The following is a 16146-nucleotide window of genomic DNA, read 5'->3' on the forward strand; positions in this document are numbered from 1 at the left end:
GAGACCCTGGTGCGGGTCGAGGGCCAGCGCTGGGCGATTGAGGATGCGTTCGAGACAGCGAAGACGGAGTTGGGGCTAACCCACAACGAGACCCGCTCGTGGCACGGTTGGCATCGGCACGTGTCGCTGGTGATGCTGGCGTTTGCCATGATGGCGGTGGTGCGCGAGCGCGCCAACTCTCACCCGTCACCCCAAAAAAGAAGCGACGAAGCCAGGCTGCAGCATTGGTACGCTGGTCTGTCCAGGAAATCCGCCGCGTGGCCACACGCCTCCAGCAACGCCGGATCGAGCCCGCCTTCGTGATCGCCTGGTCCGCCTGGAGACGAGCGCATCAGGCCATGGCGCAAGCCTCACATCGCAAACGAAGGGTGCAACTGTAGTGCTAAGGGATATTCCTGAGTTGAGCCAGGAGGGCATTACGCGGAGGGCGAGAGGGCTCCAAGGATGCCGTCGTCCAGGGTGCTGGCCTCAGGCGGCGTTTCCAGGGCATGCGGGAAGCCCCGAAGCCGGCCCATCGGCTCGTCCCTGTTCATCTCGGCAGGGGCATCTATGAGAAGGCTCCGGCCGTCAGGGCTCCAAGGAGAGCGCCGCTGAGCAGGGCGCCGTCATGAAGGCCCAGCAGCAGGCGGGAGGGTCCGCCATCCCTGTGGATCCATAAGGTGATGCCGAGGGTCACGAGCGACCAGCCGACCCCGAGCATGGCGCCCGAAAGCGAGAACCCTGCCGCCTGCCGGGAGAGAGCAAAGACCAGGCTGCCCACCGCCAGGAGGGCGCTGCCGGCCGACACAAGAGGAACGGGGCGGGCTATTCCCGGAAGGCAGGCAAGTGCCAGGGAGGGGGCATACATCGTCATGACGTGCCAGGCGATGGTTCCTGTGACGGCGGTCGCCAAACCACAGCCCGCCATGGCGATCGGCATCGCACCCATCAGGCTGGTCATGAGGAACCAGGCCGAGGCACCGATGAGGGTAGGGACGACGATCGCGCGCCATCCTTGCAGCCCTCCAGCCCGGCTTGGGATCTCGCGCGCACGGCGATGGGGAAGGGCCGCCGTAGCAGCGAGAGAAGCGACATGAGCCAGGGCCGCGGCGGCGGCTGTACCGGCAAATATCCCCGGTACAGCAACCGCTTCGGCAAGGCCCGAGATGGTGGGCGCCGCCAAGCCTGTCAGGGTCGCCGCCCCGAATACGATGAGGAGCGCAACGCCTCCCCTGCCTCCGGCCGGCACGGCCGCATGACGGTAAAACTGGCTGAAGCCCCCCGCAGTCCCAAGCCAGAACGCGCCGAGCACCAGGCCACCGAAATGCAGAGACACGAGAGCCCAAACGAGCACCAGGCCGCCTGCTGTCCCGAGACTTGCGCCCATCGAGAAGGCTGCACGGCGCCCAAAGGAATCGAGCAGGAACGAAGCGGGAAGGCTGGCGAGGGCTGCGCCGATATAGAAGGCCGCATAGGGCAGCGTTGCCAATCTCTGGCTCGGTGCGAGCGACAAGCCAGCCAGGGGCAGGATGCTGAGGATCAGAACCTGGGCGAGCACCGAGAAGGCAAAGCCGGCGGCAAGCAGCATGGTTCCACGCCCATGGACCGCCATGCTGTCCAGCGTCCCCGGCTCGCAGATGCATTCGAGCTGCCCCGCCCGGGGCATGGCCGTCGCAGAGGTCATGTTCGCACGTCGTCGTCTGACAGGACGCGCACGGCCGCGCCCTGCACGTCGTCATATTGGCCGTTCTTCAGCGACCACATGAACGCCGCCAGGCCGGACAGGCCGAGCAGAAGAGCCATGGGAACGAGATAGATCAGAACTTCCATTGATCAGGCTCCTAGTGCGGCCAGAACTGGCTGGGGTTGCGCTGCCGGCCCGGCACTTGGCGCCGGTGTGCGTCCGCGGGCCCGCAGGGCATTGAGGGTCACGATGGTCGAGGATCCCGACATGGCAAGCGCCGCAACCAAAGGCGTGACGCAGCCAAGGAAGGCGAGGGGAACTGCGATCAGGTTGTAGACGAGGGCAATGCCCAGGTTCTGCAGCATGAGGCCGTGGGCCCGACGGGCAATCTCGATGGTGTCCTGCACGGGCTTCAGCTTGTCGCCGAGAAAGACGGCGTCGGCGTGGGCCTGCGTCAGATCGGCGGCGCTGATCGGCGACAGCGACACATGGGCCGCTGCCAGGGCCGGAGCGTCGTTGAGGCCGTCGCCGACCATCAATACCTTGCGACCCTCGGCTTTGAGCGCCTCGAGCGCTTCGATCTTGTCGGCCGGCTTGCAGCCGCCACGCCACGCGGCGATGCCGAGCGTCGCCGCGATCGGCGCCACGGCCTCCGGCCTGTCGCCGGACAGAATGCGGCAGTCGAAGCCGTGTTCGCGCAGATTCTGCAGGACAAGCCGGGCATCCGGACGCAGGGCTTGGCGCACCAGCAGAACAGCCTGCTTGCCACCCCAGCAGAAGGCGATCACCGACGCAACCGGATCCGTCTGGGTTGTTATGTCCGCAATGCCTTGAGCGCCACAGAAGACGGGACTGCCGAGCCGCATCTCTTGCCCGTTCACAACGGTCCGGACGCCTTGGCCAGGCTCCTCGACCACATCGTCATAGGGCCGGCGGTCCCGCGCCATCCGGGCCACAGCCGATGCCAGCGGGTGACGGCTCGACAGGGCCAGACGGCATGCCGCTTCCAGCAGGTCGGGCTCCAGATCGCCGGCATTGATCACGCTCATGGTCGGCAGGGTCAGGGTTCCGGTCTTGTCGAACACGATGGTATCCACCTTCGCCAGCCTCTCAAAGGCATCGCCCGTGTTCAGAAACACGCCGGCGCGGAAGAGAGAGCCCGAGGCGACGACCTGGACCACAGGGACGGCGAGCGCCAGCGCGCAGGGGCAGGTGATGATGAGGACCGCAATGGCGGTGATCAGGGCATCGTGGATCGAGGCGCCGGTCGCGATCCAGGTCAGGGCTGTGATCGCGGCTGCCGTATGCACCACAGGCGCGTAGACTTTCGCCACCCGGTCGGCCAGCCGCACGTAGCGGGATTTTGCGGCGGCCGCATTTTCCAGAAGCCTTTCCACATCGTCCAGCAGAGTGCCCTTGCCGGCTGCGGTGATCCGAAGGGTCAGGGTGCCGTTGTAGTTCATGCTGCCCGCATAGACCTGGCTCTCGGCCCGGACGGCCCGATGAGCGGTCTCACCTGTCACCAGGCTTTCATCGACCTCCGAATTGCCGGCGAGGACAACCCCGTCGGCCACGATGCGCTCGCCCGGTCGAACGAGGACCCTGTCTCCGCTTTTCAGGGCCGCGGTGGGAACAAGGACGATCTCGCCGTCGTCCTCCATCCTGTGTGCGACTTCGGCCCTGAACGAGGCCAGATTGCTTGCGACCGCGCGAGTCTTGCGCCGCATGGCCTGATCGAGATAACGGCCGCAGAGGAGGAAGAAGAGCAACATGACCACCGAGTCGAAGTAGGTATGCTCGGCAGAGTTGACCGTCTCGACCACCGATACTGTCAGCGCCAGCAGGATGCCGATCACGATCGGCACGTCCATGTTGGTGCGCCCGTTGCGCAGGGCGTTCATGGCGCTCCTGAAGAAGGGCTGGCCGGCATAGGCGACGGCCGGGAGGGCGATGAGGGCCGCGAGCCAGTGGAAAAAGTCGCGGGTTTCGGGTGTGATGTCCGTCACGTTGCCCGACCACACGGACACAGCGAGCAGCATGATGTTCATGGAGGCGAAGCCCGCCACCGCAAGGCATCTCAGAAGCCATTTGGCACGGCGGTCTTCCTCTTCCTCTACCAGCCTCGCCAGAAAGGGGTGGGCTCGATAGCCGAGCCTCTGCAGTTCCTCCACCACCTGGGCCGGTGCGAGTTCCCCATCGCGCCACTCCACCGCCAAGCGGTGATTGGTGTAGTTCAGCCGCGCATCCACGACGCCGGCCAGACGGTGCAGGCCGCTCTCGATCTCATCGATGCAGGCAGCGCAATCGATCCCCTCGACGGCGAGGTCGAGATGGGCCGTGCCGTCATCCTGGCGCTTCACGTAGATGGAGAGGTCGAGGGTCTCGGCCATCGGAAAAATCCTTACAGCGAGATGCGGCTCTTGGAGCGGAAGACGGTTTCCGTCTCGCGCTTCAAGGCGATGATAAGATCCCACTGGCCCTGCGGCATGGGGGTGAGGCACTTGAAGGAGCCCGGGGTCAGCTCGACGAGTTCGAGCGCTACGTCTCGGCGCTTGTCCGTGGGATGGGCAAGACGGATCTCCGGGACGAGCCCTGTCAGTTCCTGGCCCTGAGAGTCCCGTGCCGTGACGACGAGGCTCGCGGCGTCGCCCCGTTGAAGGGCGGCATCCACCGACCAGTGGCGGGCATCCTGGGCGTGGGCTGCCGCGACGTCGTTCTTGAAGGACAGGCCGGCCTTGTAGGCGCTCTCCGTCTCGACCCCGCTGAAGCTCGAAACGGCGACGCGCACCATGTAGAAGTTCATCGCGAAGATGATGCCGAAGAAGGAGACGAAATAGACCAGGACCGTGCGACCGGTGAGGGGCTTGGAATGCGGTCTTGCGACAAGTGCGGTGGACATGGAACTTCCCTTTAAGGAGCCTTGAAGTGATCGCTCGTGACAGCCGTGTCGCCCGTGGCCAGGTCCGCCAGGACGAACCGGATGGGCGCCGACCCCTCGGCCGTCGAAGCCGTATCGGTCACAAGGACGCGCGCTTCGAGGGTTTGATCCGGCCCCACGGTGACGATGGAGCGGCCCTGCTGGTCGATCTCGCCGCCCACCACGTCGACTTTGGCCGCAGGAAGACCTTCCACGCTGACCGAATAGCGGCGTGTGTCGAGGTTCTTGTTGGCGACCCGGATGGTGAAGCCGTTCCGGATCGCACCATCCGACAGACGCACGAAAAGCGGATTGCGGTCGTGCATGACCGTCAGATACAGGGTCTGGCGCATGGCGAGCGAGGCGATCATCACCGCGCCGACCAAGGCGATGAGACCGGCATAAAACAGGGTGCGGGGACGGACGATGCGGCGTACTTCCGGGCGGCCCTCGATCCGCGCCTGGACGTTCATGTCCGTATCGTAGGCGATCAGTCCTTCCGGGCGGCCGATCTTGTTCATCACGCTGTCGCAGGCATCCATGCACAATCCGCATTGAATGCAGTCGAGCTGCAGCCCCTTGCGAATGTCGACCCCGGTCGGACATACGGCCACACATTGGTTGCAGTCGATGCAGTCGCCCGCGGGCAGGCCCTGCAGTTTCAGGACATCGTTCTTCTTCACCGAGCCGCGGGGTTCGCCACGGTCGTAGCGGTATGTGACGTTGAGGGCGTATTCGTCCGTCAGCGCGGCCTGAATGCGAGGCCAGGGGCACATATAGGTGCAGACCTGCTCGCGCATGAAGCCTGCGAGCGTGTAGGTCGTGAAGGTCAGGATGCCGATCCAGAGATAAGCGTGAAACGAGGCCTGGAAGGTTGCCAGTTCATAAACCAGGGTCGGTGCATCGGCGAAATAGAGCACCCAGGCGCCGCCCGTCCACCAGGCGATCATGAGCCAGATGAAGTGCTTGAGCAGTTTCCGGGCGACGACCGGGAGGGTGAGCTTCTCCCTGTCATGGCGCATCCGCTCGCGCCGGTCGCCCTCGACCCAGCGCTCGACCGCGTAGAACAAGTCGGTCCAGACGGTCTGCGGGCACAGATAGCCGCACCAGATCCGGCCGGCGACGGCGTTCATGAGGAACAGGATCAATGCCGCCAGGACCAGCAGGCCTGTGAGGTAGTAGACCTCCTGCGGCCAGATCTCGATGAAGAAGAAATAGAACCGGCTGTTGGCGAGATCGACCAGGATGGCCTGATCGGGCGCGCTGGGGCCGCGATCCCAGCGGATGAACGGCAGGAAGTAGTAGATGCCGAGAGTGACCGCGAGCACGATCCACTTGATCGTGCGATAGCGACCCTTCACCGCCTGCGGATAGATCTGCTTGCGGGGAGCATAGAGCGGCGCGTCGTCGGCCGAGGCCGGCGCACCGAGGGGATGGGGAAGGGGGGTGTCAGCCATCGAATCTGTCGCAATCGTCTCGATCTGAATGACGATGGGATACGATGGAGCCGGCAAAGCCGCCTTGATTCAAATCAAGGCGGCCGGAGGTCGCCCCCGGCCGCCGCTGGCATCTTGAGGTTCTGACGGGCTCAGGGGATCTGAGCGCCGCCCAGGGAATGGACATACAGGGTCAGCGCCTTGATGGTCGTGTCGTCCAAGCGTCCGTGCCAGGTCGGCATGACGCCGCCGCGCCCGTTCGTCAGTCCCTCCACGATGGTGGCCTTCTCGGATCCGAAGAGCCAGATCTTGTCCGACAGGTTCGGGGCGCCGAGTTCCTGGCTGCCCTGTCCCTTGTCGCCGTGGCAGGCCGCGCAGTTGTCGGCATAAACCTTGGCGCCGGCGGCCAGATCGGTTCCCTTGTCCGTCGGCAGGCCCGACAGGGAGCGGACGTAATCCGCGGCCTGCGAAATCTCCTCCCGCTTGAGCATCCCGTCGCGGCCGAAGGCCGGCATGGAGCCGGAATGGCCTTGATCGCTTATCGAGCGGGCACCGTGACGGATGGTCTGTTCGATCTGAGGAAGCGAACCGCCCCAGAGCCAGTCGTCGTCGTTCAGGTTCGGATAGCCCTTGGCTCCAGCGCCTCCGGCTCCATGGCAGGGCGCGCAGTTGTCGCCGAAGGCAGCTTTTCCTTGCGCCCGGGCGAAGGCGAACATCTCGGGGCTCTGCCTGATCTCTTCCAGGGAGCTGCCAGAGAGCTTCGCCGTCATGCCGGACCGGTGCTGCTTGAGGGCGTCGAGATCGGCCACCACCGCATCCCGGGATTGCCAGCCGAGCGCCCCCCTGGTGTAGGACGAGACCAGCGGCCAGGCCGGATAGGCGATGCAATAGGCGATTGCCCATACGATGCAGGCGTAGAAGGTCCACAGCCACCAGCGCGGCAACGGATTGTTGAGCTCCTGGATGTCGTCCCAGCTGTGACCGGTGGTGGCGACGCCGGAGATGGCATCCACCTGCTGGCGGTGACCTTCATGGGTTCCTTCGGTCATGGGATCAGTCCTCCTGGAGAGGCATGCGGGAGGCCGCGTCGAAACGGTCCTTTCGCGAGGGGGCGAGGGCGTAGATCAGCACCGACAGGAAGACGGCGACGAAGTACATGAGTCCCCAGGTCTGGGCGAACTCGGCAAAGAACTTGTATGCGGCTGGCATGATCGTCGCTCCTCAGCGCACGTTGGCCTTGTTGTCGTAGAGCTTGAAGTCGACCTGCGTGCCCAGCATCTGCAGATAGGCGATCAGGGCGTCGGCTTCCGTGACCTTCTGCGGATTGCCGTCGAAGGCGCGCGACTGGGCCTTCGGATAGCGCTTGGCGAGGTCGACGGCATTCGGATCGTCGGCATTGGCCTGAGTACGGATGTCGCTTTCAGCCTTCTTCAGCATCTCGTCGGTGTAAGGCACACCGAGTGTCGCCTGAACCCTCAGCTCCTGGGCGATCGAAGCGGTGTCGAGTTCCGTTTTCTCCAGCCAGGGATAGCCCGGCATGATCGATCCGGGCACCACGGCGCGGGGATCCTTCAGGTGATCCTTGTGCCAGTCGTCGGAGTACTTGTTGCCGAGCCGGGCGAGATCAGGGCCCGTGCGCTTGGAGCCCCACTGGAACGGCCGGTCGTACATGCTTTCGGCCGCAAGCGAATAGTGCCCATAGCGCTCCACCTCGTCGCGCAGGGGACGAACCATCTGGCTGTGGCAGTTGTAGCAGCCTTCGCGCACGTAGATGTTGCGGCCGGCCATCTCGAGCGGAGTGTAGGGCCTGACGCCCTCCACCTTCTCGATGGTGCTCTTCAGGTAGAAGAGGGGCACGATCTCCACCAGGCCGCCGATGGAGATGACGATCAGCACGCCGATGATGAGGATGATCGAGTTGGTCTCGAAGATTTTGTGGCGGGACCAGAATGACATGACCGTTTCCTTTATTCCGCCGCCATGAGAGCGGGCTGCATGGCCTGAGGAGCCTCCTCGGCCGCCTCTCCGACCGTGATCGTCTTCCAGACGTTCCAGGCCATGATCAGGCTGCCGGCCAGGAAGAACGCGCCGCCGAGCGCACGGATGACATAGAAGGGGTTCATGGCCTCCACGGTCTCGATGAAGGAGTATTCAAGGAAGCCGAGGCTGGTATAGGCACGCCACATGAGGCCCTGGAGGATGCCTGCGACCCACATGGACGAGATGTACAGGACGATGCCGAGGGTCGAGATCCAGAAGTGCCAGGAGACGGCCTTCATGGAGTACAGCTCCTTCTTGTTCCACAGCCACGGAACGAGGCAGTAGACGGCTCCGAAGGAGATGTAGGCGACCCAGCCGAGAGCGCCGGCGTGAACGTGGCCGATGGTCCAGTCGGTGTAGTGCGACAAGGAGTTCACGGCCTTCACGGACATGAGGGGCCCTTCGAAGGTCGCCATGCCGTAGAAGGCGACCGACACGACCATGAGACGCAGAACCGGATCCGTGCGCAGCTTGTCCCAGGCCCCCGAGAGGGTCATGAGGCCGTTGATCAGCCGCCCCAGGAGGGCATCCAGAGCATGACCGAGAACACCATGCCGAGGGTCTGGGCCCAATCGGGCAGGGCGGTGTAGTGCAGGTGGTGGGGACCTGCCCAGATATACATGAAGATCAACGACCAGAAGTGGATGATGGAGAGGCGGTAGGAATAGACCGGCCGCTCGGCCCGCTTCGGGATGAAGTAGTACATGATGGCCAGGAAGCCGGCGGTGAGGAAGAAGCCGACCGCGTTATGGCCGTACCACCACTGCACCAGCGCATCCTGTACGCCCGACCACACGATGTAGCTCTTGGGCGAGAAGATCGAGACGGGGATCGCCGCATTGTTGCCGAGGTGCAGAACCGCGATAGTCAGAATGAACGCGAGGTAGAACCAGTTCGCCACATAGATATGGGGCTCCTTGCGGCGCATGACCGTGCCGAGGAACACCAGGAAATACGTGACCCAGACGATGGTCAGGAAGAGATCCGCATACCACTCAGGCTCGGCATACTCCTTGCCCTGGGTGATGCCCAGCAGGTAGCCCGTGCCGGCGATCACGATGAAGAAGTTGTAGCCCAGCACCACGAACCAGGGAGCGATGTCGCCGACCATGCGGGCGCGGCAGGTGCGCTGCACCACGTAGAACGAGCTGGCGATCAGGACGTTGCCGCCGAAGGCGAAGATCACCGCCGAGGTGTGGAGCGGCCGCATCCGGCCGAAGGACAGCCAGGACGTGTCGAAGTTAAGCGCCGGAAAGGCGAGCTGAAGGGCGATGAGCAAGCCGATGGTGAAGCCGGCGATGCCCCAGACCACAGAGGCGACCGTGGCGAACTTGACAGGCCCCATGTTGTAGTTCGGCTTTCCGCCGACGGTCAGCGGGGGCAGCTGCGCGGGGCGGTCGTAATACCGGTTCACGATGACGAACACGGAGGCGATGCTGGCTGCTGCGAAGAGATAGGCATGGAAGGCGTATTCGGGCGTATAGGCCTTCGCCGCGATGATGATGCTGAGGAGCGCCAGGGCGGCGAGGACAAGGGCCGAGCCCATCTCGCCGAAGGTCATTCCTTTTGAGGGTGCTACCGCTTGAGCCATAGGCTTCAACCTTTTGAGAACATCGGCGAGGCCGTGAGCCTCGCCGTCAGCAAATTCGTTTAAGGGGAGTGACGGGAAGGGGCATTGATGCAGATCAAACGCCCCCGCCGGGCGGATTGTCCGGCAGCTTACAAGGCGCGGGAGTGGCGCTGGGCGCCGCTCTCGAGATAGCGGTCGAACACGGCGCAGACATTCCGCACCAGGGCGCGGCCCTCGCGGGGGATCGTCAGGGTCAGTCCATGGCGAACAACGAGCCCGTCCTCCGCCAGCGCGTCGACTGCCTCCATTTCGGGCTTGAAGTCCAAGGCCTCTCGGCGGAATTCCGAGGTAAGCTCATGCAGATCCACCGAGAAGTCGCACATCAGGCGCTCGATGATCCTCCGGCGCAGCCGGTCGTCCTCGGACAGGGCAACGCCGCGAACAACGGGGAGCCTGCCCTTCAGGACGGCCTCGCGATACCCGACCGTCGTCGGCGCGTTCTGGATATAGCCCTGCGGGAGCGAGCCGATCGCCGAGGTGCCGAAGCCGATGAGGGCCGTCGCCTCGTCGGTGGTGTAGCCCTGGAAGTTGCGGTGAAGCCGCCCGTTCCGCTGCCGATCGGCCATGGGGTCGCTGGGCTTGGCGAAATGATCGATGCCGATCTGGATATATCCCGCGCGGATGAGGGCATCGGCCGCGGCCTCACGCTGCTCGACGCGGGCAATCGCATCGGGAAGAGCCTCTTCCGGCAGAAGGGCCTGATGGCGCTTCATCCAGGGCACATGGGCATATCCGAACAGCGCGATGCGGTCCGGATCGAGCCTGAGCGCGAGATCGACGGAGCGGGTCACGCTCTCGCAGGTCTGGAACGGGAGGCCATACATCAGGTCCAGGTTCAATCCCTTCACGCCGGCCCGCCGCAGCCAGGTGGCAACCTGCGCCGTCTGCTCGAAGGACTGGATTCTTTTGATGGTTTCCTGAACCCGCGGATCGAAATCCTGCACGCCGAGGCTGGCCCGGTTGAGCCCGGATGCCGCGAGAGCCTCGACATGGGCCAAGGTGATGGTTCTCGGGTCGATCTCGACGGCGATCTCCGCGTCTGGCCTAACAGCGAAGGCCGTGCCGAGACGGCTTGAGATCCGCCCAAGATCCTCCGGTGACAGGATCGTTGGCGTGCCGCCGCCCCAGTGAATGTGGGATACGTCCAGACGCCCGGGCAGATGCTTCGTGACGAGTTCGACCTCCCGCTCCAGGCAGTCCACATAGGCGGCAACCGCTTTATAGCTGCGAGTCACGGCCGTGTTGCAGCCGCAATAAAGGCAAAGCTCCGCGCAAAACGGCACATGCAGATAGAGGGAGACGGGCGCGTCCCGCGCCAGTTCGGCAAGCCAGGACGCGTAGGTCTCGGCCGTGATGTCGGGCTTGAAGTGCGGAGCCGTTGGATAGCTGGTGTAGCGTGGGACACGCTGGTCGTACCGAGCAATGAGTTCTGGCGTCATGACCCGCAGCGTGCAGCATCAGGAGAGGGCGGGCCTTGATTCAGATCAAGAGGAGCCGGGAACGGTATGTCCCTGATGCGTGTGACCGTCTCCAGGTAAGGCGGATTGCCGAAGACGCCGGTGATCCCTTAGGGGGCTGCAGCGGCAACAGAAACGCCGGGCTGCCTATCGGCACGCTTACAGATGCCATCACCGAAGGCCGAGGGCGCGGGCTCTTGCACTGTTGATGTGAGCATCCATTGCGGCAACCGCGCGGGAGGGATCGCGGGTCTCGATTGCTTCGATGATGGTCAGGTGCTCCTTCATCACTGGCAGGACGAGGACATCGGAAAGAAGGGTTTGCTCCTGCCTGATCAAGCGTACCTTGATCGAGTTCACCCGATAGGCATCCGCAATGATTGCATTGCCGAGGGACGAGATGATGGTCCAGTGAAGGTTCCAGTCGACCGCTTGGGCCCGGTCCACGAGTTCGACCGTGACGCCTTTGTCATGAGCAGTGCTTTCGGCAAGAACGCTCTCGTGCTCCCTTCTCAGCTTGGCAAGGATCGAGTTGCTCGCTTCTGCCGTGAAGATCGCGATGGCTTCGCGCTCGATGAATAGCCGGAACTGGAATGCATCCCGTATGAGGCTCAAGTCCACATGCGCGACCTGCATGCCGCGCTGTGGCACTGTCTTGATCAGGCCTTCCGACTCGAGCCGTGGCACGAGTTCCCGGATGGCGCCAAGGGATAGGCCGGTCAGGCTGACGAGTTGACGCTGGGAGATGAACTGCCCCGGACGGATATCGCGCGCCAATAAATGGTGCGTGAAGCGGTCATAGGCTTTCTCCCGAAGGTTGTGCCCATCCCTGACTGGCTCGGTTTCCTCCATCCCATTGCCTCGTTGAGCTACTTCACCGTGAAAAGCTGGTCATAAACGGAGCCGAGCCTGCCGGCATCCTGAGCCGACAGCCTGACGAAAGGAGCCCTGACGTTCAGCCACGCCGCATCGCCGGTCCGATGTGCGACGAGCGCCTTCACGGCGGGCGTGACCGGATATTGAAGCACGGTGTCGACGAGATGGTTGATCCGCTCATTGCCCTGGCCATCCATCGCCAATGGACGAAGAACGCCCGGGCAGACATTGGCCAGACCGGATATTGCGCCTTGGCCACCGCGCCGGACGCCTTCTGCAAGATAGCGCTCGTCCCCTATCAGGATGGCAAGGTCGCTGTGGCTGGCGAGAAGACGCTGGGTGTACTCCCAGTCTCCCGACGAATCCTTCACGCCTGCGATCACTCCCGGAAACGCCTGCTTGAGGCGGCCGATGAGATCGATGGAGAGGGCGATCTGGGTCACTGAAGGGATGTTGTAGAGGATAACCCCGCGTGCAGCCGTCCCCAGCTTCTCGATACCGGCCGCAAACCAAGCGAAGAGGCCTTCGTCGCTGACCCCCTTGAAGTAGAACGGAGGCGTCAGGAGCAGGCCGCGGCAGCCGAAATCCCCGGCCATCCGTCCCTGGGACAAGGCTTCGTGGACCGATGACGCCGCAACGCAGTATACGACATTCTCACCCTTGATATCAGCGTCCGAAAGGGCGCCCAGAACCTGTTCGCGACCTGACAGGCCTATCGACGCACCTTCCCCCGTCGTTCCAAATACGGTTACGCTTGAGCAGCCGCTGGCAAGGCACCAGCGAGCATGATCCGCCATGCGCGCGAGGTCTAAAGCGCCATCCTCATGGAAGGGCGTTGTCATTGCAGCTGAAAGACCGAAACGGTTGTTGGGCAATGTCACGTCGGGGGTCCTCGTTCGAACTGCGAAAGTTCGACAATTTCTGAAGGGATGATCTTATGTCTGACAGCATACTAACATGTCAGTTGTTTACAAGTCCGAACTTGCCTGTACAGTATGGGTGATAAGGGCGGATCGAGAACGCCCTAAGGACGCTAAGAAATAGGGAGGATAACAATGTTCGGTTTGCTTTCACGGCGCTTGTTCATCGGATCGGCCGCAGGCGCCGCCATGGCGGTTTTGACGCCGGCTTTCAGCGCTGAGCCCATCAAGCTGCGCATCTCGACACCGGCCGTCGAGGCGGACTGGCATGCCAAGATGCTGCCCGTGTTCAAGCAGGAGCTGGAGAAGTCCGCTCCCGGACAGTTCGATGTGGAGATCCACCTGAACGGTACCCTGTTCAAGCAGGGAACAGAGCCCGCCGCCATGCAGCGCGGCAATCTCGAGATGGCGATGATCTCGGCGTTCGACATCTCCAAGCAGGTTCCGGAATGGTCCATCTTTACGTCCGGCTATCTGCTGCGGAGCCCCGAGCATCAGGTGAAGGTGTTCGAGAGCGATGTCGGCAAGGAGATGTATGGGCTTGTCGAGGACAAGATGGCGATCAAGGTCCTCAGCGTAGGCTATCTTGGAACCCGCCAGCTGAACCTCAGGACCGAGAAGGAGGTCAAAACGCCAGCCGATCTCGGCGGGGTGAAGCTGCGCATGCCGGGATCCGACACCTGGCTCTTCCTCGGTAAGGCACTCGGAGCCAATCCGCTGCCGGTCGCCTTCGGCGAGATCTATACGGCACTGCAAACCGGCGCCATTGATGGCCAGGATAATCCTCTGCCAACGGTTCGCGCGGCGAAGTTCTACGAGGTCTCCAAGCAAATCGTTCTGACGGACCATTTGGTCGACGCCATTTTCCTGTCGATGTCCGGCTCTGCCTGGAAGAAGCTCGACGACAAGCAGAAGACGGCCGTGATGGATGCCGCGAAGGCGGCTGTTCGCTACAACAATGAGAACCGGATCAAGGAGGAGGCGGAGCTCGCCGATTTCTTCAAAGCCCAAGGATTGAAGGTCTACAAGCCGGACGTCGAGGCATTTCGCACCCTGGTTCAGAAGACCTACCTTGAGTCCGAACTGTCCAAGGCTTGGCCGAAGGGCATGGTGGACCGGGTGAATGCGATCAAATAGCTGACCGCATTGCTTCATGAGACGGCGCTTCGGAAGGCCTAGGCCTTCCGAAGAAGCCTCCCAGGCTAATGGCACAGCCGCTTGAAAGTCCATGCGAACGTGTTCGCCGGGCGGGAAGCCGTGCTTCGACGTGCCCTCAACCGATGAGCTCCCATGCAACTCCTCCGCGCCCGCCTTCACTTCTTTGCCGAGCTGGTCACCGTGCTCCTGTTCATGGCGATGTTTGCGGCATTCCTTCTCCAGGTCTTCACCCGTTACGTGCTCAACGATCCGGTCGCCTGGACGCAAGAGTTCGTCCTGATCATGTATATCTGGATCGTGTTCTGGTGCGGAGCCTTCCTGCTGAAGGAGCGGGAGCACATAACCTTCGACATGTTCTTTCTTGCTCTGCCTCCCAGGCAACGGCGCATCCTTGCGATCGTTCTGACCGCATTGACCGGACTTGTCTTCATTGTCGCCCTGCCGGCGACCTTCGACTATGTCACGTTCATGAAGATCGAGAAGAGCCCCGTCATGGGGATCCGGTTCGACATTCTTTATTCCATCTTCATCGTGTTCGTCGTTGCCGTCGCAGTCGGCGCTCTCTGGCGCATCTGGCGCCTTCTTGGCCGCTCCTGGCAGAGCGAGCTTGTCGCCGGCGGAGATGTTGAACCATGAGCACGATATTCATTCTGACCCTCGTTGCGTTCTTCGGCCTGGCTCTCCTGGGAATGCCGGTTGCATTCGCCATGTTCGTGGCATCGATCGGCTACCTGATCGTATCGGGCCGCGACATCGGGCTGTTCGGGGAGCAGATCCTCAACGGCCTCTACGACTCCTTTGTGCTGCTGGCGGTGCCGCTGTTCATTCTGGCTGCCAACATCATGAACGCGAGCGGCGTGTCCGACCGGCTCTTCATGTTCTGCCAAGCGCTCGTCGGGCGCTTCAGGGGCGGGCTGGCCCAAGTCGACATTCTCGTGAGCATCATCTTCTCCGGTATGTCCGGATCCGCTATTGCGGACGCAGCCGGGCCCGGCAAGCTCGTCACCCAGATGATGATCAAGCAGGGGCGCATCCCGCCGGGATTCGCCGCCTCCGTCGCTGCATCGTCGTCGACCATCGGGCCTATCATCCCGCCGTCGATTCCGATGGTGATCTATGCGGTCGTGTCCGACACCTCGGTTGGATACCTGTTCCTCGGCGGTGTCATCCCGGGCCTGATCATGGGCCTGGCCCAGATGGGCCTGGTCGGCATCGTCGCACGCAAACGGAACTTCCCGAAAGGGGAAGGCGTCCCGTCGCAGGCGTTGCCGCGAACAACATTTCAGGCGCTCCCGGCGCTCCTCATGCCGGTCATCCTGCTCTACTGCATCTACGGCGGTGCAACGACGCCGACGGAAGCAGCCGCAATCGCAGCCGCCTACGCCCTTGCTCTTGCGGTGTTCTTCTATCGGGAGCTGTCGTGGAAGGAGTTCTTCAAGGTTCTGGTCGAGTCGAGCAAGTCGACCAGCGCCGTGGCCCTTCTCATCGCCGGCGCCCTGATCTTCAACTACATCGTTGCCTCGGAGCGCCTGCCGGACCAGGTTGGACGTCTCCTCGACGGACTTGATGTATCGCCGCTCGTCTTTCTGTTGCTGGTCAACCTGCTGTTTCTGCTCCTCGGCTGCCTGTTCGACGCCACGACGATGCTGCTCGTCCTCGTGCCGCTCTTCCTGCCAGCCGCAAGGGCCCTCGGCATTGATCTCGTGCATTTCGGCGTCGTGATCGTCGTAAACATCATGATCGGCCTGATCACCCCACCATACGGGGTGCTGCTCTTCGTCATGAGCGGCCTGACGGGCATCGCCCTGCGGGACATCATCCGTGAGATCTGGGGCTTTATTGCGATCCTGATCACGGCTCTTGTGCTCATGATCTTTTTCCCGGAGATCGTTCTCTGGCTGCCGAAATACTTCGGTTACAAAGGCTAGCCTGCCGGACGATCAGGAAGATGGGGCTGGCGGAGGGCTCCACGTCCCCGAGGTGCCGACCGGGCCGATGGGACGAGCCCTCCTAAGCCTTGGCGCTGCCCGGTGCTCTGGACCGGTCATG

The 16146-nt window shown here is 63.0% G+C and carries 14 protein-coding genes and 2 pseudogenes; 4 read left to right on the forward strand and 12 right to left on the reverse strand.

What is annotated here, in order from left to right; all coding sequences use genetic code 11:
* A pseudogene (locus JKG68_RS34705) lies at nt 1-303 on the forward strand (hypothetical protein); the annotation flags it as partial.
* 244 nt (nt 304-547) lie between these two features.
* On the opposite strand, the gene JKG68_RS14115 reads toward JKG68_RS34705, so the two are convergent.
* From JKG68_RS14115 to JKG68_RS14170, 12 genes and pseudogenes are all read right to left on the reverse strand, one after another.
* Nucleotides 548-1663, reverse strand: a complete 1116-nt coding sequence (locus JKG68_RS14115; RefSeq protein WP_202060462.1) for an MFS transporter — start codon at nt 1661-1663, stop codon at nt 548-550.
* The gene (gene ccoS, locus JKG68_RS14120; RefSeq protein WP_202060464.1) at nt 1660-1809 is read right to left on the reverse strand and encodes a cbb3-type cytochrome oxidase assembly protein CcoS; all 150 of its coding nucleotides are present in this window, start codon (nt 1807-1809) and stop codon (nt 1660-1662) included. The genes JKG68_RS14115 and ccoS overlap by 4 nt, the downstream gene beginning before the upstream one ends.
* 3 nt (nt 1810-1812) lie before the next feature.
* Nucleotides 1813-4053 (reverse strand): heavy metal translocating P-type ATPase, encoded by a 2241-nt coding sequence (locus JKG68_RS14125; protein WP_202060466.1) that lies wholly within the window; start codon nt 4051-4053, stop codon nt 1813-1815.
* Between the two features lie 11 nt (nt 4054-4064).
* A complete protein-coding gene (locus JKG68_RS14130) occupies nt 4065-4562 on the reverse strand; it encodes a FixH family protein (RefSeq protein WP_202060468.1) in 498 nt (165 codons plus the stop codon).
* Nucleotides 4563-4573: 11 nt separating this feature from the next.
* Nucleotides 4574-6037 carry a cytochrome c oxidase accessory protein CcoG gene (gene ccoG, locus JKG68_RS14135; protein WP_202060470.1) on the reverse strand — a complete coding sequence of 488 codons (1464 nt, stop codon included), beginning with the start codon at nt 6035-6037 and terminating at the stop codon, nt 4574-4576.
* Nucleotides 6038-6168: 131 nt separating this feature from the next.
* On the reverse strand, nt 6169-7065 hold the full coding sequence (ccoP, locus tag JKG68_RS14140) for a cytochrome-c oxidase, cbb3-type subunit III (RefSeq protein WP_202060483.1): 897 nt from the start codon (nt 7063-7065) through the stop codon (nt 6169-6171).
* 4 nt (nt 7066-7069) lie between these two features.
* A complete protein-coding gene (locus JKG68_RS14145; RefSeq protein ID WP_202060493.1) occupies nt 7070-7225 on the reverse strand; it encodes a cbb3-type cytochrome c oxidase subunit 3 in 156 nt (51 codons plus the stop codon).
* Nucleotides 7226-7237: 12 nt separating this feature from the next.
* Nucleotides 7238-7972, reverse strand: a complete 735-nt coding sequence (gene ccoO / locus JKG68_RS14150) for a cytochrome-c oxidase, cbb3-type subunit II (protein ID WP_202060504.1) — start codon at nt 7970-7972, stop codon at nt 7238-7240.
* An 11-nt stretch (nt 7973-7983) separates the two neighbouring features.
* A pseudogene (gene ccoN, locus JKG68_RS14155) lies at nt 7984-9617 on the reverse strand (cytochrome-c oxidase, cbb3-type subunit I).
* A gap of 158 nt (nt 9618-9775) precedes the next feature.
* Complete coding sequence (hemN, locus tag JKG68_RS14160) at nt 9776-11125, reverse strand: oxygen-independent coproporphyrinogen III oxidase (protein WP_202060506.1); 1350 nt, start codon at nt 11123-11125, stop codon at nt 9776-9778.
* Between the two features lie 189 nt (nt 11126-11314).
* On the reverse strand, nt 11315-11995 hold the full coding sequence (locus JKG68_RS14165; RefSeq protein ID WP_202060508.1) for a GntR family transcriptional regulator: 681 nt from the start codon (nt 11993-11995) through the stop codon (nt 11315-11317).
* A gap of 17 nt (nt 11996-12012) precedes the next feature.
* On the reverse strand, nt 12013-12900 hold the full coding sequence (locus JKG68_RS14170) for a dihydrodipicolinate synthase family protein (RefSeq protein WP_376773147.1): 888 nt from the start codon (nt 12898-12900) through the stop codon (nt 12013-12015).
* Between the two features lie 174 nt (nt 12901-13074).
* On the opposite strand from JKG68_RS14170, the gene JKG68_RS14175 reads away from it, so the two are divergent.
* The 3 genes from JKG68_RS14175 (at nt 13075) to JKG68_RS14185 (ending at nt 16025) form a co-directional block, all read left to right on the forward strand.
* Nucleotides 13075-14076 (forward strand): sialic acid TRAP transporter substrate-binding protein SiaP, encoded by a 1002-nt coding sequence (locus JKG68_RS14175; protein ID WP_202060517.1) that lies wholly within the window; start codon nt 13075-13077, stop codon nt 14074-14076.
* A gap of 153 nt (nt 14077-14229) precedes the next feature.
* Entirely contained in the window at nt 14230-14733 is a 504-nt protein-coding gene (locus JKG68_RS14180) for a TRAP transporter small permease (RefSeq protein WP_202060525.1), read from the forward strand.
* The gene (locus JKG68_RS14185) at nt 14730-16025 is read left to right on the forward strand and encodes a TRAP transporter large permease (protein ID WP_202060526.1); all 1296 of its coding nucleotides are present in this window, start codon (nt 14730-14732) and stop codon (nt 16023-16025) included. Before JKG68_RS14180 ends, JKG68_RS14185 begins: the two co-directional genes overlap by 4 nt.
* Nucleotides 16026-16146: the final 121 nt, after the last annotated feature.

This window comes from Microvirga aerilata (assembly GCF_016743775.1).
Lineage (GTDB): Bacteria > Pseudomonadota > Alphaproteobacteria > Rhizobiales > Beijerinckiaceae > Microvirga > Microvirga aerilata.

Bases quoted from the DNA above. Each gene is read 5' to 3' on its own strand.
- JKG68_RS14115 (WP_202060462.1), bottom strand. From the start codon at position 1,663: ATGACCTCTGCGACGGCCATGCCCCGGGCGGGGCAGCTCGAATGCATC.
- ccoS (WP_202060464.1), bottom strand. From the start codon at position 1,809: ATGGAAGTTCTGATCTATCTCGTTCCCATGGCTCTTCTGCTCGGCCTG.
- JKG68_RS14125 (WP_202060466.1), bottom strand. From the start codon at position 4,053: ATGGCCGAGACCCTCGACCTCTCCATCTACGTGAAGCGCCAGGATGAC.
- JKG68_RS14130 (WP_202060468.1), bottom strand. From the start codon at position 4,562: ATGTCCACCGCACTTGTCGCAAGACCGCATTCCAAGCCCCTCACCGGT.
- ccoG (WP_202060470.1), bottom strand. From the start codon at position 6,037: ATGGCTGACACCCCCCTTCCCCATCCCCTCGGTGCGCCGGCCTCGGCC.
- ccoP (WP_202060483.1), bottom strand. From the start codon at position 7,065: ATGACCGAAGGAACCCATGAAGGTCACCGCCAGCAGGTGGATGCCATC.
- JKG68_RS14145 (WP_202060493.1), bottom strand. From the start codon at position 7,225: ATGCCAGCCGCATACAAGTTCTTTGCCGAGTTCGCCCAGACCTGGGGA.
- ccoO (WP_202060504.1), bottom strand. From the start codon at position 7,972: ATGTCATTCTGGTCCCGCCACAAAATCTTCGAGACCAACTCGATCATC.
- hemN (WP_202060506.1), bottom strand. From the start codon at position 11,125: ATGACGCCAGAACTCATTGCTCGGTACGACCAGCGTGTCCCACGCTAC.
- JKG68_RS14165 (WP_202060508.1), bottom strand. From the start codon at position 11,995: ATGGAGGAAACCGAGCCAGTCAGGGATGGGCACAACCTTCGGGAGAAA.
- JKG68_RS14175 (WP_202060517.1), top strand. From the start codon at position 13,075: ATGTTCGGTTTGCTTTCACGGCGCTTGTTCATCGGATCGGCCGCAGGC.
- JKG68_RS14180 (WP_202060525.1), top strand. From the start codon at position 14,230: ATGCAACTCCTCCGCGCCCGCCTTCACTTCTTTGCCGAGCTGGTCACC.
- JKG68_RS14185 (WP_202060526.1), top strand. From the start codon at position 14,730: ATGAGCACGATATTCATTCTGACCCTCGTTGCGTTCTTCGGCCTGGCT.